The sequence below is a fragment of the Methylobacterium sp. TK31 genome (assembly GCF_055361545.1).
The window spans coordinates 4,446,692-4,462,920 of record NZ_CM143964.1 but is presented as its reverse complement, the minus strand read 5'-3'; the positions used below and the strand labels follow the sequence as shown (position 1 = coordinate 4,462,920).

15 protein-coding genes are annotated in these 16,229 nt (G+C 67.6%); all 15 read right to left on the bottom strand.

Annotation, left to right across the window (positions count from 1 at the left end; translation table 11 throughout):
* Nucleotides 1-10: 10 nt before the first annotated feature.
* Nucleotides 11-790 (bottom strand): biotin--[acetyl-CoA-carboxylase] ligase, encoded by a 780-nt coding sequence (locus ACXJY8_RS20760; RefSeq protein ID WP_463773084.1) that lies wholly within the window; start codon nucleotides 788-790, stop codon nucleotides 11-13.
* A gap of 4 nt (nucleotides 791-794) precedes the next feature.
* Complete coding sequence (gene nuoN / locus ACXJY8_RS20755) at nucleotides 795-2,237, bottom strand: NADH-quinone oxidoreductase subunit NuoN (protein ID WP_463773081.1); 1,443 nt, start codon at nucleotides 2,235-2,237, stop codon at nucleotides 795-797.
* 12 nt (nucleotides 2,238-2,249) lie between these two features.
* Nucleotides 2,250-3,773, bottom strand: coding sequence for an NADH-quinone oxidoreductase subunit M (locus tag ACXJY8_RS20750; RefSeq protein ID WP_463773075.1), 1,524 nt, complete (start codon nucleotides 3,771-3,773; stop codon nucleotides 2,250-2,252).
* Nucleotides 3,774-3,804: 31 nt separating this feature from the next.
* A complete protein-coding gene (gene nuoL, locus ACXJY8_RS20745; RefSeq protein WP_463773073.1) occupies nucleotides 3,805-5,898 on the bottom strand; it encodes an NADH-quinone oxidoreductase subunit L in 2,094 nt (697 codons plus the stop codon).
* 150 nt (nucleotides 5,899-6,048) lie between these two features.
* Nucleotides 6,049-6,354: an NADH-quinone oxidoreductase subunit NuoK gene (nuoK, locus tag ACXJY8_RS20740; protein WP_463773071.1), complete on the bottom strand. Its 306-nt coding sequence runs from the start codon at nucleotides 6,352-6,354 to the stop codon at nucleotides 6,049-6,051.
* Between the two features lie 61 nt (nucleotides 6,355-6,415).
* Nucleotides 6,416-7,036, bottom strand: coding sequence for an NADH-quinone oxidoreductase subunit J (locus tag ACXJY8_RS20735; protein ID WP_463773069.1), 621 nt, complete (start codon nucleotides 7,034-7,036; stop codon nucleotides 6,416-6,418).
* 184 nt (nucleotides 7,037-7,220) lie between these two features.
* The gene (gene nuoI, locus ACXJY8_RS20730; protein ID WP_055947361.1) at nucleotides 7,221-7,709 is read right to left on the bottom strand and encodes an NADH-quinone oxidoreductase subunit NuoI; all 489 of its coding nucleotides are present in this window, start codon (nucleotides 7,707-7,709) and stop codon (nucleotides 7,221-7,223) included.
* Between the two features lie 24 nt (nucleotides 7,710-7,733).
* Nucleotides 7,734-8,756, bottom strand: coding sequence for an NADH-quinone oxidoreductase subunit NuoH (gene nuoH, locus ACXJY8_RS20725; RefSeq protein WP_463773066.1), 1,023 nt, complete (start codon nucleotides 8,754-8,756; stop codon nucleotides 7,734-7,736).
* 12 nt (nucleotides 8,757-8,768) lie between these two features.
* A complete protein-coding gene (nuoG, locus tag ACXJY8_RS20720) occupies nucleotides 8,769-10,850 on the bottom strand; it encodes an NADH-quinone oxidoreductase subunit NuoG (protein ID WP_463773062.1) in 2,082 nt (693 codons plus the stop codon).
* A gap of 45 nt (nucleotides 10,851-10,895) precedes the next feature.
* Nucleotides 10,896-12,197, bottom strand: a complete 1,302-nt coding sequence (gene nuoF / locus ACXJY8_RS20715; RefSeq protein WP_463773060.1) for an NADH-quinone oxidoreductase subunit NuoF — start codon at nucleotides 12,195-12,197, stop codon at nucleotides 10,896-10,898.
* 1 nt (nucleotide 12,198) lies between these two features.
* The gene (gene nuoE / locus ACXJY8_RS20710) at nucleotides 12,199-13,302 is read right to left on the bottom strand and encodes an NADH-quinone oxidoreductase subunit NuoE (protein WP_463773057.1); all 1,104 of its coding nucleotides are present in this window, start codon (nucleotides 13,300-13,302) and stop codon (nucleotides 12,199-12,201) included.
* A 19-nt stretch (nucleotides 13,303-13,321) separates the two neighbouring features.
* Nucleotides 13,322-14,512, bottom strand: coding sequence for an NADH-quinone oxidoreductase subunit D (locus ACXJY8_RS20705; RefSeq protein WP_108035458.1), 1,191 nt, complete (start codon nucleotides 14,510-14,512; stop codon nucleotides 13,322-13,324).
* A gap of 16 nt (nucleotides 14,513-14,528) precedes the next feature.
* Nucleotides 14,529-15,176, bottom strand: coding sequence for an NADH-quinone oxidoreductase subunit C (locus ACXJY8_RS20700; RefSeq protein ID WP_463773054.1), 648 nt, complete (start codon nucleotides 15,174-15,176; stop codon nucleotides 14,529-14,531).
* A gap of 15 nt (nucleotides 15,177-15,191) precedes the next feature.
* The gene (locus ACXJY8_RS20695; protein ID WP_056465993.1) at nucleotides 15,192-15,779 is read right to left on the bottom strand and encodes a NuoB/complex I 20 kDa subunit family protein; all 588 of its coding nucleotides are present in this window, start codon (nucleotides 15,777-15,779) and stop codon (nucleotides 15,192-15,194) included.
* A 60-nt stretch (nucleotides 15,780-15,839) separates the two neighbouring features.
* Nucleotides 15,840-16,205, bottom strand: coding sequence for an NADH-quinone oxidoreductase subunit A (locus tag ACXJY8_RS20690; RefSeq protein WP_056465990.1), 366 nt, complete (start codon nucleotides 16,203-16,205; stop codon nucleotides 15,840-15,842).
* Nucleotides 16,206-16,229: the final 24 nt, after the last annotated feature.

Sequence of the window (16,229 nt, the reverse complement as noted above, 5' to 3'; positions counted from 1 at the left end):
CGTCCAAACCTCAAGCCGCCGTCGCGGCCGTTCCCAGATGCACCTCGCCCGCCGTCACGGTCCGTCGCGTCCCATCCTCCGATCGGACCACGAGCCGTCCTGCCTCGTCGATCGTCTCGAAAATTCCGTGTACGAGGGTGTCGCCTGTCCGCACCGAAACCGGCGCGCCGATCCCGGCCGCGTCAGCGATCCAGCGCTCGCGGATCCTCGAGAATCCGCGGCCACACTCCCAGAGTCGCGCGGCGTCGACGAGTCCGTCCGTCAGGTGGACGAACAGATCCTCGGCGCGCGTGTCGTACTGCATCTGCCTGAGGCACGTGGCGCGATAAGGCAAGCCCTGCGGCGTCGCAGCGACGTTGACGCCGAAGCCCATCACCACCGCGCGGCGCCCGCCGGGCCGGCTCTCGGCCTCCAGCAGGAGCCCCGCGAGCTTGGCGCCCGCGGCCAGGACGTCGTTGGGCCATTTCAGCCGGCACCCGGCGATTCCGCAGGCCGCGAGGGCGGAGGCCAGGGCGAGGCCGGCGACGAAGCCGAGGGTCGGCACCTGTGCCGGGTCGACGTCGTCCACGGGCCAGAGCAGGCTGGCGGCGAGGTTTCCGGGCTCGGAGACCCAGGCGTTGCCGCGACGGCCGCGGCCCGCCTCCTGCCGGTGCGCCACCACCCAGAGCGGCCCGGCCTCGCCATCGCGAAACCGCTCCAGCGCCTCGGTGTTGGTGGAGCCGAGGCGGTCGTGCACGTGGAGGCGGTGCCCCTCCGTCCGCGCCTGGATGCCGAGGGCGTAGCCGCTCAACGCCCTAGAACAGCGACTTGGCGGCGGCGCCCGCGGCCCCGACCAGGGGACCCGGGACGATGCCGAGCAGCACCACGACCAGGCTCGCGAGCGCGAGGACGATGCGGGGGCCCGGCGCCATCGGCTCGTAGGCCGCCACCGGCTCGTCGAAATACATCACCTTGACGACGCGCAGGTAGTAGAACGCCCCGACCACGCTGGTGACGACGCCGATGACCGCCAGGGCCACGAGCCCCGACTGGATGGCGGCGAGGAAGACGTAGTACTTGGCGAAGAACCCGGCCAGCGGCGGGATGCCGGCCAGCGAGAACATCATCGCGGCGAGGCAGAAGGCCATGACCGGATGGGTGCGCGACAGGCCGGCGAGGTCGTCCACGGTCTCGAACATCTGGCCGCCGCGGCGCAGCGACAGCAGCACCGCGAAGGCGCCGAGCGTCATCGCCAGGTAGATGATCATGTAGACCACCACGCCGCTGATGCCCGCCTGCGAGCCGGCCGCGAGGCCGACCAGGGCGTAGCCGACATTGCCGATGGAGGAATAGGCCATCAGGCGCTTCAGGGAGCGCTGGCCGATCGCCGCGAAGGAGCCCAGAGCCATCGAGGCGATCGCCACGAAGACGATGATCTGCTGCCAGACCGCGGTCACGTCCGGGAAGGCGCCGATGAAGAGCCGCACCGTCATCGCCATGGCGGCCATCTTGGGCGCCGAGGCGAAGAAGGCGGTGACGGGCGTCGGCGAGCCCTCGTAGACGTCGGGCGTCCACATGTGGAACGGCACGGCGGCGAGCTTGAAGGCGACGCCGGCCGCCACGAAGACGATGCCGAGCACGATGCCGAAGCTCGCCGTGCCGTCCAGCGCCGCGACGATGCCGGGGAACGAGACGGTGCCGGTGAAGCCGTAGACCAGGGAGGCGCCGTAGAGCAGCATGCCCGAGGAGAGCGCCCCGAGGACGAAGTACTTCAGCCCGGCCTCCGTGGACTTCAGGTTGTCCCGGTGGAAGGCGGCGATCACGTAGGCGGCGAGCGACTGCAGCTCGAGGCCGAGATAGAGCGAGATCAGGTCGTTGGCCGAGGCCATCACCATCATGCCGATGGTGCAGAGGATCAGCAGGATCGGAAACTCGAACCGGTCGATACGCTCGCGCTGGAAGTAGTCGCGCGAGAGCAGGATCGAGGCCGCCGAGCCGAGCAGGATCAGGGCCTTCATCACCTTCGAGAAGTTGTCGACGATGAAGGAGCCGTTCAGGGTCGTGATCCGGGCGCCCGACTGGGACATGACCGCGAACAGCGCGACCACCAGCAGGACCAGCGCGCCGACATTGACGCCCTCGGCGGAGCGCTCGCCCCGGAACGCGCCGTAGAGGATCAGCACCAGCACGCCGAGGCTGAGGATCAGCTCCGGCAGGGCGGGCCCGAGCGCGGGCATGACGATCTGAGCGGCGTTCATCGGGTCAAGCCTTCAGCGCGACGCGGGCGGCAGGGTGGCCGCGGCGGTCTGCGTGTTCGAGAGCGCGGTCCGCATGCTCTGCATCAACGCTTCCGTCGAGGGCGCGAAGGTGTCGAGCACGGGGGCCGGGTGGACGCCGTAATAGATCGTCAGGGCGACGAGCGGCGCGATGATGATCTTTTCGCGAAGATCCAGGTCGAGGATGCCCTGCAGGTTGGGCTTCTCGAGCTTGCCGTAGATCACCCGGGCGTAGAGCCAGAGGGCGTAGCCGGCCGACAGGATGATGCCGAAGACCGAGAAGAACGCCACCGTCGGGTTGGCCCGGAAGGCGCCCATCATGGCGAGGAACTCGCCGACGAAGCCGGAGGTGCCCGGCAGGCCGACATTGGCCATGGTGAACACCATCATGGCCGCCGCGTAGAGGGGCATCCGCTTCACGAGGCCGCCATAGGCGGCGATCTCGCGGGTGTGCATCCGGTCGTAGACCACGCCGACGCAGAGGAAGAGCGCGCCCGAGACGATGCCGTGCGAGATCATCAGGAACAGCGCGCCCTGGATGCCCTGCTCGTTCATGGTGAACAGGCCGAGCGTCACGAAGCCCATATGCGCCACCGACGAATAGGCGATGAGCTTCTTGATGTCGGTCTGCATCAGCGCGATCAGCGAGGTGAAGATGATCGCGATCACCGAGAGGGCGAACACCATCGGGGCGAAGGCGTGGGAGGCGTCCGGGAACATCGGCAGCGAGATCCGGATGAAGCCGTAGCCGCCCATCTTGAGCAGGATGCCCGCCAGGATCACCGAGCCGGCGGTGGGCGCCTCCACGTGCGCGTCCGGCAGCCAGGTATGGACCGGCCACATCGGCATCTTCACCGCGAAGGAGGCGAAGAAGGCCAGCCAGAGCCAGGTCTGCATCTCCACGGGGAAGCGGGTGTGCAGCAGGGTCGGGATGTCGGTGGTGCCGGCCTGCCAGTACATCGCCATGATGGCGAGCAGCATCAGCACCGAGCCGAGCAGGGTGTAGAGGAAGAACTTGAAGCTGGCGTAGATGCGCCGCTTGCCGCCCCAGATGCCGATGATGAGGAACATCGGGATCAGGCCGGCCTCGAAGAACAGGTAGAACAGCACCAGGTCGAGGGCGCAGAACACGCCGATCATCGTCGTCTCGAGGACGAGGAAGGCGACGAAGTACTCCTTCACCCGGGTGTTCACCGAGAGCCACGAGGCGCCGATGCAGAACGGCATCAGGAAGGTGGCCAGCAGGATCAGCGGCATCGAGAAGCCGTCGACCCCGAGCTTGAACCGGGTGGCCTCGCTCAGCCAGGCATGGGTCTCCACGAGCTGGAAGCTCGCGGTGGTCGCGTCGTAGCGGCCCCAGGCCACCAGCGAGAGCAGGAAGGTGGCGAGCGTGGTGATGAGCGCGGCCCAGCGGGCGTTGCGCTTCGAGGCCTCGGTCTCCTCACCCAGGGTGAGGATGAAGGCCGCGCCGCAGAGCGGCACGATGAGGAGGCCGGAGAGGATGCCGAGGCCGAACATTAGCGGGCGCTCCGATAGGTGACAGCGGCCATCAATGGGCGACCTTGGGCAAGCCGGTCAGCATGTACCAGCTGATGAGGGCGGCGACGCCGACGAGCATGACGAAGGCGTAGTGGTAGACGTAGCCGGTCTGGAGGCGGACCACGCCGCGGGTCACGTCGAGGACGCGGGTGGCGATGCCGTCCGGGCCCATGCCGTCGATGACCCGGCCGTCGGCCTCCTTCCAGAGGAACTTGCCGAAATCCTTGGCCGGACGGACGAAGATCCGGTCGTAGAGCTCGTCGAAGTACCACTTGTTGAGCAGGAACCGGTACAGGCTTGGCTGCTGCGCGGCGAGCTGGCCCGGCAGCTCGGGCCGGCGGATATACATCCAGTAGGCCAGCACGAAGCCGATCAGCATCATGATGAAGGGCGAATAGGCCACCAGCGCCGGCACCGAATGGATGTCGTGCATGATGTGGTTGTCGGGACCGTGGCCGAGGGCGTGGCCCCAGAACGATTCCATGCCCTCGCCGATGAAGCGGTTCTTGAAGATCAGGCCGGCGAAGAGCGCGCCGAAGGCCAGGATGCCGAGCGGGATCGTCATCACCAGCGGGCTCTCATGCGGGGTGTGCGCATGGTCGTGGTGCTCGATGGCGCTGTGCGAGGCCGGCTCGACGTCGTGGCCCTTGTCGTCGTGGGCCACCCCCTCGTGATGGCCCGGCGCCCCGTCGGCCTGGGCCGATGCGGCCGCATGCGCCACCGCGGAATGGTCGTCGTGGTGCGCCCCGTGGCCGGCCCAGCGGGCGGGTCCCTCGAAGGTCATGAAGAACAGGCGCCAGGAATAGAACGAGGTCATCAGCGCGGCGACCACGGTGCACAGGAAGGCCAGCGTGTGCCCGGGCCGGGTCGAGGCGTAGGCCGCCTCGATGATCGCGTCCTTCGAGTAGTAGCCGGCCGTGAAGGGGAAGCCGATCAGCGCCAGGGTGCCGATGGTCATCATCGCCGAGGTGAAGGGGATGTAGCGGCGCAGATTCCCCATGTTCCGCATGTCCTGCTCGTGGTGCATCGCGTGGATGACCGAGCCGGCCCCGAGGAACAGCAGCGCCTTGAAGAAGGCGTGGGTGAAGAGGTGGAACACCGCGGCCGAGTAGGCGCCGACGCCGAGGGCCACGAACATGTAGCCGAGCTGCGAGCATGTCGAGTAGGCGATCACGCGCTTGATGTCGTTCTGCACGAGGCCGACCGTGGCCGCGAAGAACGCCGTGATGCCGCCGATGACCGTGACCACCACGAGGGCGTTGGGGGCGAGCTCGAAAACCGGCGACAGGCGCGCCACCATGAACACGCCGGCCGTCACCATGGTGGCGGCGTGGATCAGCGCCGAGACCGGGGTCGGCCCCTCCATGGCGTCCGGCAGCCAGGTGTGCAGCAGGAACTGGGCCGACTTGCCCATGGCGCCCATGAACAGCAGCAGGCAGGCGAGCGTCCAGGCGCTCCAGTCGTAGCCGAGGAAGTGGAAGGTCGCGTCCTTGATCTCGGGCGCCCGGGCGAAGATGCCGTCGAAGGCGATCGAGCCGGTGAGCACGAAGACCAGGAAGATGCCCAGCGAGAAGCCGAAATCGCCGACGCGGTTGACGATGAAGGCCTTCATGGCCGCGGCGTTGGCCGAGGGCTTCTCGTACCAGAACCCGATCAGCAGGTAGGAGGCCAGGCCGACGCCCTCCCAGCCGAAGAACATCTGCACGAGGTTGTCGGACGTCACCAGCATCAGCATGGCGAAGGTGAACAGCGACAGGTAGGCGAAGAAGCGCGGCCGGTGCGGGTCCTCCTCCATGTAGCCGATGGAGTAGAGGTGCACGAGGGTCGAGACCGAGGTCACCACCACCAGCATGATCACCGTCAGGGTGTCGATGCGGAAGGCCCAGTCGACCACGAGGTCGCCGGCGGTGAACCAGGTCGCGACCTGCACGCGGGTGGCGTGCTCGGTGCCGGGCACCTCGAGGAAGGCGCCCCAGGACAGCAGCGCCGAGAAGGCGAGGAGGCCGGTGGTGATGCCCTCGCTGAGCTTCGGGCCGAGCTGGCGGCCGAACAGGCCGGCGAGCAGCGCACCGACGAGCGGGAGGAAGACGATCGCGTGATACATCGCTGGCTTGTCCGGCCTCCTGGGGCGCGCCCGGACCCCGCGCGACCTGCGCGGGGGGCCGGGGCGGCGCCCTGTGGGGTTCGTGTCACCGCCCTGGCGGCGCGAGGACCGCGCCGCCGGACGTCGAGGAAGTTCCGCCTCGGGTTCCGCTCAGCCCTTCATCATGCTGACGTCCTCGACCGCGATGGAGCCGCGGTTTCGGAAGAACACGACGAGGATGGCGAGGCCGATGGCCGCCTCCGCCGCCGCGACCGTCAGCACGAACAGGGCGAAGATCTGTCCGGTGATGTCGTTGAGGTGGGTGGAGAAGGCCACGAGGTTGATGTTCACTGCGAGCAGGATCAGCTCGATGGACATCAGGATGACGATGACGTTCTTGCGGTTCACGAAGATGCCGAGCACGCCGAGCGTGAACAGGATCGCGGCGACCGTCAGGTAGTGGCTCAGGCCGATCATCGGATGTGGCTCCCGGTCTCTGCCGTTCGAGGTCTGCCGGCGCGTGTGGCTCCGCCGGCCATCAGACTTCGACGCCCTGGCGCGAGGGCACCTTGCGGGTCTCCACCGCCATGCCCTGCGTGCGCGCGTTCTGGACGGCGATGTTCTGGCGCTTGACGCCGGGGCGGTCGCGCAGGGTCAGAACGATGGCGCCGATCATCGCGACCAGCAGGATCAGTCCGGCGAGCTGGAAGAAGAAGACGTAGTCCGTGTAGAGCACCCGGCCGAGCGCCTGGGTGTTGGTGACCGAATCGGCGCTGGCGACGGGGCCGAGCGGCGCCTGGACCAGGCCGGGATCGATGGTCCAGGAGCCGACCACGAGCAGCAGCTCGATCAGGAACACCGCCCCGATCAGCGCGCCGATGGGCAGGTATTGCTGGAAGCCCTGGCGCAGCTGCGCGAAATCCACGTCGAGCATCATCACGACGAACAGGAACAGCACCGCGACCGCGCCCACGTAGACGACCACGAGGATCATCGCCAGGAACTCGGCGCCCATCATCACGAACAGGCCGGCGGCGTTCACGAAGGCGAGGATGAGGAAGAGCACCGAGGCCACGGGATTGCGCGAGGCGATCACCATGAAGCCCGAGGCGATGGTCACACCTGCGAACAGGTAGAAGAAGGCAGCGGCTGCGCTCATGCGGTTCTTGAGATCAGCCGTCCCGAGGACGGCCCCTTCTGCCGAAAATGTGCCACGGCCCACCGGCCGCCCGTCTATAGAACCCGCCCCTGCGGCACACAACCGCCTCGGCGGGCCCGGGCCGGCTCCGTGGGCACGGAACCGGTCCCCTGTCTCATTCCGCCGACCGGCGGACGGTGCCACCTCAGCGGTAGGGCGCGTCCACGGCGAGGTTGCGCGCGATCTCGCGCTCCCAGCGGTCGCCGTTCAGGAGAAGCTTCTCCTTGTCGTAGAGCAGCTCCTCCCGGGTCTCGACCGAGAACTCGAAGTTCGGCCCCTCGACGATCGCGTCCACCGGGCAGGCCTCCTGGCACATGCCGCAATAGATGCACTTGACCATGTCGAGGTCGTAGCGGGTCGTGCGGCGGGTGCCGTCGTTGCGGCGCGGGCCCGCCTCGATGGTGATGGCCTGGGCGGGGCAGATGGCCTCGCACAGCTTGCACGCGATGCAGCGCTCCTCGCCGTTGGGATAGCGGCGCAGGGCGTGCTCCCCCCGGAAGCGCGGGCCGCGATGGCCCATCTCGAAGGGGTAGTTGATCGTGGCCTTCGGCTTGAAGAAGTACTTCATCGCCAGGACGAACCCGGACGCGAACTCCTTGAGCAGCAGACCCTTAGCGACCTGATCGAGCTTCATGGCTCGGATCTCCGTGAGGGGTTGTCAGGCGCCCGGCGCGAGGCCGGTGAGCTTGAGGACGAAGGCGACGACGACGACCGAGACGAGCGAGAGCGGCAGGAACACCTTCCAGCCTAGGCGCATAAGCTGGTCGTAGCGGTAGCGCGGCACCATGGCCTTCACCATGGCGATCATGAAGAACAGGAAGCTGGCCTTGAGGGCGAACCAGATCAGGCCCGGCACCCAGGTGAAGGGCGCGAACGGGATCGGGGAGAGCCAGCCGCCGAGGAACAGCACCGTACCCAGCGCGCACATGGTCATGATGGCCACGTACTCGCCCAACATGAAGAGCAGGTACGGCGTCGAGGAATACTCGACCATGTAGCCGGCGACCAACTCCGATTCGGCCTCCGGCAGGTCGAAGGGCGGGCGGTTCGTCTCGGCCAGCGCCGAGATGAAGAACACCACGAACATCGGGAACAGCCAGAGCCAGTACCAGCCCAGGATGCCGAGGCTGGTGTCCTGCGCCATGACGATGCGCGAGAGGTTGAGGGAGCCGGCGCAGAGCAGGACGCAGATGATGACGAAGCCGAGGGAGACTTCGTAGGAGATCATCTGCGCGGCCGAGCGCAGCGCGCCCAGGAAGGCGTATTTCGAGTTCGAGGCCCAGCCGCCCATCAGGACGCCGTACACGCCCAGCGACGAGATCGCGAAGATGTAGGTGATGCCGACGTTCAGGTCGGCGATGGCCCAGCCCTCGGCGAGCGGGATCACCGCCCAGGCGGCGAGCGCCAGGGTGGCGAAGACCAGGGGCGCCAGCAGGAACAGCGCCTTGTTGGCGCCGGCCGGGATGACCGGCTCCTTCAGGACGAACTTCAGCAGGTCGGCGAAGGACTGGAACAGGCCCCAGGGCCCGACCACGTTCGGACCCCGCCGGAGCTGCACCGCCGCCCAGATCTTGCGGTCGGCGAGCAGCGCGTAGGCGATGAAGACCAGCAGAAGCGCCAGGAGCACGAAGCTCTTGAGCGCCAGCAGCAGGACGGTGCCGAGGATTTCCCAGAAGGTCATCGCAGGAGATCCTTATTCGGCCGCTTCGAGGCCGCGCACCCGGGCGAGGCTCGAACATTCGGCGAGCACCCGCGAGGCGCGGGCGATCGCGTTGCTGAGGTAGAAGTCCGGGACCGCCGCCGCGAAGGCGGTGCGGGCCGGCTCGCCGCCGAGACCCGACAGGGTCTCCACCGTGGCCACCGCGTCGCTCGGCGCGATGGCGTCGAGGGCGGCGAAGTGCGGATGCTCGGCGTAGAGCGTCCGGCGCAGGGCTCCCAGCGAATCGAACGGCAGGCGCTTGCCCAGCACGTCGGACAGGGCGCGCAGGATCGCCCAATCCTCGCGGGCATCGCCCGGCGGGAAGCCGGCGCGATTCGTGGTCTGGACCCGGCCCTCGAGATTGACGTAGGTGGCGCTCTTTTCCGTGTAGGCGGCCCCCGGCAGCACGACGTCGGCGCGGGTGGCGCCGCGGTCGCCGTGGGTGCCCTGGTAGATCACGAACGCACCCGGTCCCACCGCGACCTCGTCGGCACCCAGGTTGTATACCACGTCGAGATTCGCCCCGTTCGCGATGCCGGCGAAGTCGAGCCCGCCCTCCCCCGGCACGAAGCCGAGATCGAGGGCCCCGACCCGGGCGGCCGCCGTCTGGAGCACGCCGAAGCCGCTCCATTCGGGCGTGACCGCACCGATCTCCCGGGCGAGCTTCGCCGCGGCGGCGAGGATCGCGGTGCCGTCGGGCCGGGCGAGCGCGCCGGTGCCGACGATGATCAGGGGCCGGCTCGCCGCCTTCAGCACCTCGGCGAAGCTGTGCTGGCCGGAGGCGAGGTCGGCCAGGGTCTCGGGTCCGGCGCCCAGGTAGGTATGGGGGTAGGTCAGGTCGACGGGCTCACCGATCAGGCCGACGGCGAGCGGCCCCATCCGCCAGCGCTTGCGGATGCGCACGTTGAGGAGGGAGGCCTCCAGGCGCGGATTGGTCCCCACGAGCAGGATGGCATCCGCCTCCTCGATCCCGGCGATGCCGGTGCCGAGGGTGTAGGCGGACCGGCCCCAGGTCGGGTCAATCGCCTCGCCGGCCTGCCGGCAATCGAGGTTCGTCACCCCGAGGGAGGTCATCAAGGCCTTGAGCGCATAGGTTTCTTCGACACCCGCGAGGTCGCCGACCACCGCGCCGATGCGCTTCGGATCGGTGCCCTTCACCCGGGCGGCGATGGCGGCGAAGGCCTCACCCCAGGAGGCGGGGCGCAGGCGGCCGTTCTCGCGCAGGTAGGGCCGGTCGAGGCGCTGGGTGCGCAGACCGTCCACGGCGTGGCGGGTCTTGTCGGAGATCCACTCCTCGTTGATCCCCTCATGCACGCGCGGCTCGATCTGCATGACCTCGCGGCCGCGGGCATCGACCCGGATGGCGCAGCCGACCGCATCCATCACGTCGACGGATTCGGTCTTGGACAGCTCCCAGGGCCGGACCTCGTAGCTCTGCGGCTTGTGGACGAGGGCGCCCACGGGGCAGAGATCGGCGACGTTGCCCTGCAGTTCGGAGCCCATGGCGGATTCGAGGTAGCTCGTGATCTCCATGTCCTCGCCACGCCCGATGGCACCGAGATCCGGCACGCCGGCCACCTCCGCCAGGAAGCGGACGCAGCGGGTGCAGTGGATGCAGCGGTTCATGGCGGTCCGCACCAGCGGCCCGATATACTTCTCCTCGACGGCGCGCTTGTTCTCGCCGTAGCGGGTCGAGTCGACCCCGTAGGCCATCGCCTGGTCCTGCAGGTCGCAATGCCCGCCCTGGTCGCAGATCGGGCAATCGAGCGGGTGGTTGATGAGGAGGAACTCCATCACCCCCTCGCGGGCCTTCTTCGTCTGGCCCGAGCGCGTCAGCACCTCCGGCGGCTCGCCGTTGGGGCCCGGACGGCAATCCTTCACCGCATAGGCGCAGGAGGCCACCGGCTTCGGAGCCCCCTTGAGCTCCACGAGGCACATCCGGCAGTTGCCCGCGATGGACAGCCGCTCGTGGAAGCAGAAGCGCGGGATTTCCGCGCCTGCGACCTCGCAGGCCTGGAGCAGCGTGTACTCCGCCGGAACATCGACCTCGGTGCCGTCGACGACGATCTTGGTCATGCGTGGGTCTCGGTCTCGAAACTTAGGGGCGGCGCGAGGGGCGGATCACTCCGCCGCCATCGGCACCGGATCGGAATGCGGGTTGGCGCTGTAGCGGTCGATGCGCTTCTCAATCTCGGGGCGGAAGTGCCGGATCAGCCCCTGGATCGGCCAGGCGGCGGCATCCCCGAGCGCGCAGATGGTGTGGCCCTCGATCTGCTTCGTCACGTCGAGGAGCATGTCGATCTCCCGGCGCTGGGCCCGGCCCTCCGCCATGCGCAGCATCACGCGCCACATCCAGCCGGTACCCTCCCGGCAGGGCGTGCACTGGCCGCAGGACTCATGCTTGTAGAAATAGGCGATGCGGGCGATGGCCGAGACGATGTCCGTGGACCTGTCGAGCACGATCACCGCCGCCGTCCCGAGGCCGGAGCCGAGGTTCTTCAGGGTGTCGAAGTCCATCTTGGCGTCGATGATCTGCTCGGCCGGGACCAGGGGCACCGAGGAGCCACCGGGGATGGAGCAGAGCAGGTTATCCCAGCCGCCGCGCATGCCGCCACAGTGCTTGTCGACGAGTTCGCGGAACGTGATCCCGAGTTCTTCCTCGACGTTGCAGGGCTTGTTGACGTGGCCCGAGACGCAGAACAGCTTGGTGCCGGTGTTGTTCTTGCCGCCGAGGCCGGCGAACCAGGCGCCACCCCGGCGCAGGATGGTGCCCGCCACCGCGATCGACTCGACGTTGTTGACCGTCGTGGGGCAGCCGTAGAGGCCCATATTCGCGGGGAATGGGGGCTTCAGGCGCGGCATGCCCTTCTTGCCTTCGAGGCTCTCCAGCAGCGCCGTCTCTTCGCCGCAGATATAGGCGCCGGCGCCGTGATGGACGTAGATGTCGAAGGGGTAGCCGTGAACGTTGTCCTTACCCACGAGGCGGGCTTCGTAGGCCTCGTCCACCGCCCGCTGGAGCGCGTGCTTCTCAGCGACGTACTCGCCGCGGATGTAGATGTAGCAGGCATGCGCGGCCATCGCGAAGGAGGCCAGCAGGCAGCCCTCGATCAGGAGATGCGGATCGTGCCGCATGATCTCCCGGTCCTTGCAGGTCCCCGGCTCGGACTCGTCGGCGTTGACGACGAGGTAGTGCGGGCGCCCGTCGGACTTCTTGGGCATGAACGACCATTTGAGGCCGGTTGGAAAGCCGGCTCCGCCACGGCCGCGCAGACCGGACTGCTTCATCTCGTCGATGATCCAGTCCCGTCCCATTTCCAGGAGGAACTTGGTCCCGTCCCAGGCGCCCCGCTGCTTGGCGGCTTCCAGACCCGGGGAGTGCAGGCCGTAGAGGTTCGTGAAGATGCGATCCTGATCGGCGAGCATGTCAGTTCCCCTTCTTTGGGGCGGGAGACCGGGGCGTTGACGGCTTCGTCGTCGAGGCCTTCGTCGTCGGTGCCTTCGCATCGCCCGGCTTCGCGCTGGCGGCTTCCGGGCTGGCGCCCGATGCGGCGGGCTGCGGCGGCGGCTCGTTGCGGGGCAGATCGGACTGCGTACCGGCCTCAGCGCCGGCCGCCTCCGCCCTGGCGATCGTCTCCGGCGCGGCAGCGGGCTGCGCAGATGGCTGGACCGTCGACTCCGTTCCGTCGGCGGCATCCGCCTTGTCGCCGGACTTCACCGGGGTTTCGCCGGCCGCAATCCGCTGAGCGGGGCCATCGGTCGCCGGCGTCCCCACCGCCCGACCGGCATCGGGACGAGCCGGCATCGGCTCGGCGGCGGCGCGTTGCTCGGACGATGCCGCCTCGGCCTTGCCCTGCTCGGTGCCCCCCTCGGCTTCCTTCTCCTCGAAGCGCTTGCGCCACGCGCCGACGCGAGATCCATCGAACAGGGTTGCGTCGGTAAGCGTATCGGCGCCGCCCAGCGGCTCGGACGAGGTTCGTCCGGCCTGCGATCCGACCTTCACGGGCCGACCGGCGGCGAGGTCGTCCATCAGCTTTCCGAGGAGATCGGGCGTCAGGTCTTCGTAATAGTCCTGGTTGATCTGTGCCATCGGCGCATTGCAGCAGGCGCCCAGACACTCGACCTCGAGCCAGGAGAAATTCCCGTCCGCACTGACATGGCCCGGGGCGCCGAGGCGGTGGTGCAGGTAATCCTTCAGTTCGCGGGCGCCGCAGGAATCGCACGGCACGGTCCCGCAGAGCTGGATCCAGAACTTGCCGACCGGCTCCAGCGCGAACATCGTGTAGAAGGTCGCGACCTCGAGCACACGGATATGCGGCATGCCGAGCTCGTCGGCCACGGCCTCGATCGCCTTCTGCGGCAGCCAGCCGCCATTCTGCTCCTGGGCCTTCCAGAGCAGCGGGATCACCGCGGACGCCTGACGGCCCTCGGGATACTTCTCGATCTGGCCCTTCGCCCACTCGGCGTTCTCGGACGAGAACGCGAAGGAGGCAGGCTGCTCGGCGGCGGGGGCGAGTCTGCGGTTGGCCATCAGTTTCGAACCTTGATCCTCACCGGTCCACTTCGCCGAACACGATATCCAGCGTGCCGAGCACGCAGGACACGTCGGCCAGCATGTGGCCGCGGCACATCCAGTCCATCGCCTGCAGGTGGGCGAAACCCGGAGCGCGGATCTTGCAGCGGTAGGGTTTGTTGGTGCCGTCGGCGACGAGATAGACGCCGAACTCGCCCTTGGGCGCCTCGACGGCGGCATAGACTTCACCGGCCGGGACGTGGAAGCCCTCTGTGTAGAGCTTGAAGTGGTGGATCAGCGCTTCCATCGAACGCTTCATCTCACGGCGCGGCGGCGGCGCAATCTTGCCGTCGGTCGCCGCGATCGGCCCCTGGCCGGCAGGCTCGCGCAGCTTGATGCAGCACTGCTTCATGATCTTGGCCGATTCGCGCATTTCTTCCATGCGAATGACCTGGCGATCGTAGGTGTCGCCGTTCTTCCCCACGGGGATGTCGAATTCCATCTCCTCGTAGGCTTCGTAGGGCTGCGACTTGCGCAGGTCCCACGGGATGCCCGAGCCGCGCACCATCACGCCGGAGAAGCCCCAGGCCATGGCCTCGTCCACGGTGACGATGCCGATGTCGACGTTGCGTTGCTTGAAGATGCGGTTCCCCATGACGAGGTTGTCGAGGTCGTCGACCACCTGCAGGAACGGATCGATGAAGGCCTCGATGTCGTCGATCAGCGCAGGCGGCAGATCCTGGTGGACGCCGCCGGGTCGGAAGTAGTTGGCGTGGAGCCGGGCGCCCGACGCGCGCTCGTAGAAGATCATCAGCTTCTCGCGCTCCTCGAAACCCCAGAGCGGGGGCGTCAGCGCGCCGACGTCCATGGCCTGCGTGGTGACGTTGAGGAGGTGGGAGAGAATACGACCGATCTCGCAGAACAGCGTGCGGATAAGCTGCGCCCGCCGTGGCACCTCGAGTCCGAGCAGTTTCTCGATGCCGAGACAGAAGGCATGCTCCTGGTTCATCGGCGAAACGTAGTCGAGCCGGTCGAAATAGGGCGTCGCCTGTAGGTAGGTCTTGTGCTCGATCAGTTTCTCGGTGCCGCGGTGCAGGAGGCCGATATGGGGATCGACGCGCTCAACGATCTCACCGTCGAGTTCCAGCACGAGGCGCAGGACGCCGTGCGCCGCCGGGTGCTGGGGGCCGAAGTTGATCGCGAAATTGCGGATGTTGTGCTCGGTCATGGCCTCGCTCCGCCGCTCAAGCCGACGTCTTCTCGTCGCCCGGGAGCACGTACTCGGTGCCCTCCCACGGCGAGAGGAAGTCGAAGTTCCGGAATTCCTGGGTGAGCTTCACCGGCTCGTAGACGACGCGGGCCTCGTCCTGATCGTAGCGGACCTCCACGAAGCCCGTGAGCGGGAAGTCCTTACGGAGGGGATGCCCCTCGAAGCCGTAATCGGTGAGCAGGCGGCGAAGATCCGGGTGGCCCGAGAACAGGATGCCGTAGAGATCGTAGGTCTCGCGCTCGAACCAGTTCGCCGCGGGAAAGACTTCGATCACGGATGGTACAGGCGTCTGGTCGTCGGTCTGCACCTTCACGCGAATACGCGTGTTGTGGCGCAGGGAGAGCAGGTGGTAGACCACGTCGAAGCGCTTCTCGCGGGCCGGATAGTCGGCGCCGCAGATGTCGATGAAGCAGCGGAACGCGCAAGCCGGGTCGTCGCGCAGGTAGGTCAGCGCGTAGACGATGTCGCTGGCCTGCACCACGAGGGTGAGCTCTCCGAACGCGATCGCGCGGGAGACGATCGCGGGGCCCAGCGCGCCGGCGACATGGTCGCTGATCCGCTGCAGGGCGCCGATGCCGGAATCCGGTGCTGTATGGGCGAGGATGCTGATGCCGTTGGTCATGCCGGGCGTCCTTCCTCAGCGCTCGATCGTGCCGGTGCGGCGGATCTTCTTCTGGAGCAGGAGCACGCCATAAAGCAGCGCCTCGGCCGTGGGCGGGCAGCCCGGGACGTAGATGTCCACCGGCACCACCCGGTCGCAGCCGCGGACCACCGAGTAGGAGTAGTGGTAGTAGCCGCCGCCATTGGCGCAGGAGCCCATGGAGATGACGTAGCGCGGCTCCGGCATCTGGTCGTAGACCTTGCGCAGGGCGGGAGCCATCTTGTTGGTCAGCGTGCCGGCGACGATCATCACGTCGGACTGCCGCGGGCTTCCCCGCGGTGCGAAGCCGAAGCGCTCGCAATCGTAGCGCGGCATCGACATCTGCATCATCTCGACGGCGCAGCAGGCGAGACCGAAGGTCATCCACATCAGCGAGCCCGTACGAGCCCAGTTGATCAGGTCGTCCGTGGAAGTGACGAGAAAGCCGCGGTCGGCGAGCTCGTTGTTGATCGACAGGAACGTCGGATCGTCGGCGCCGATCGGCAGCCCCGTATTGGGATCGATGATCCCCTTGGGGGCCGGCGCGATCGCCGGGGCGCGGGAGAGGTCGGGGCTGAAGGCCATCGGTTTCTCGGGATCAGGCTTCGGACAGGTAGGCTTCGTGAGCAGCGCGATTCGGAGGCGCTAGTCCCATTCGAGCGCGCCCTTGCGCCACTCGTAGACGAAGCCGACGGTCAGAACGCCGAGGAAGGCCATCATCGACCACATGCCGAACCATCCGAGCTCACCGAACGTGATCGCCCACGGGAACAGGAACGCGACCTCCAGGTCGAAGATGATGAACAGGATCGCGACAAGATAGAAGCGCACATCGAATTTCATGCGCGCGTCGTCGAAAGCATTGAAGCCGCACTCGTAAGCCGACAGCTTCTCCGGATCGGGGCTGTTGTAGGCGACGAGAAAGGGTGCAACCAACAGGGCCGCGGCAATGAACACCGAGACGCCGATAAAAACGATGAGGGGCAGATAGTCTGCCATCAGGCCGGACATGCGGAACCTCTCGTGTTCGCGGAC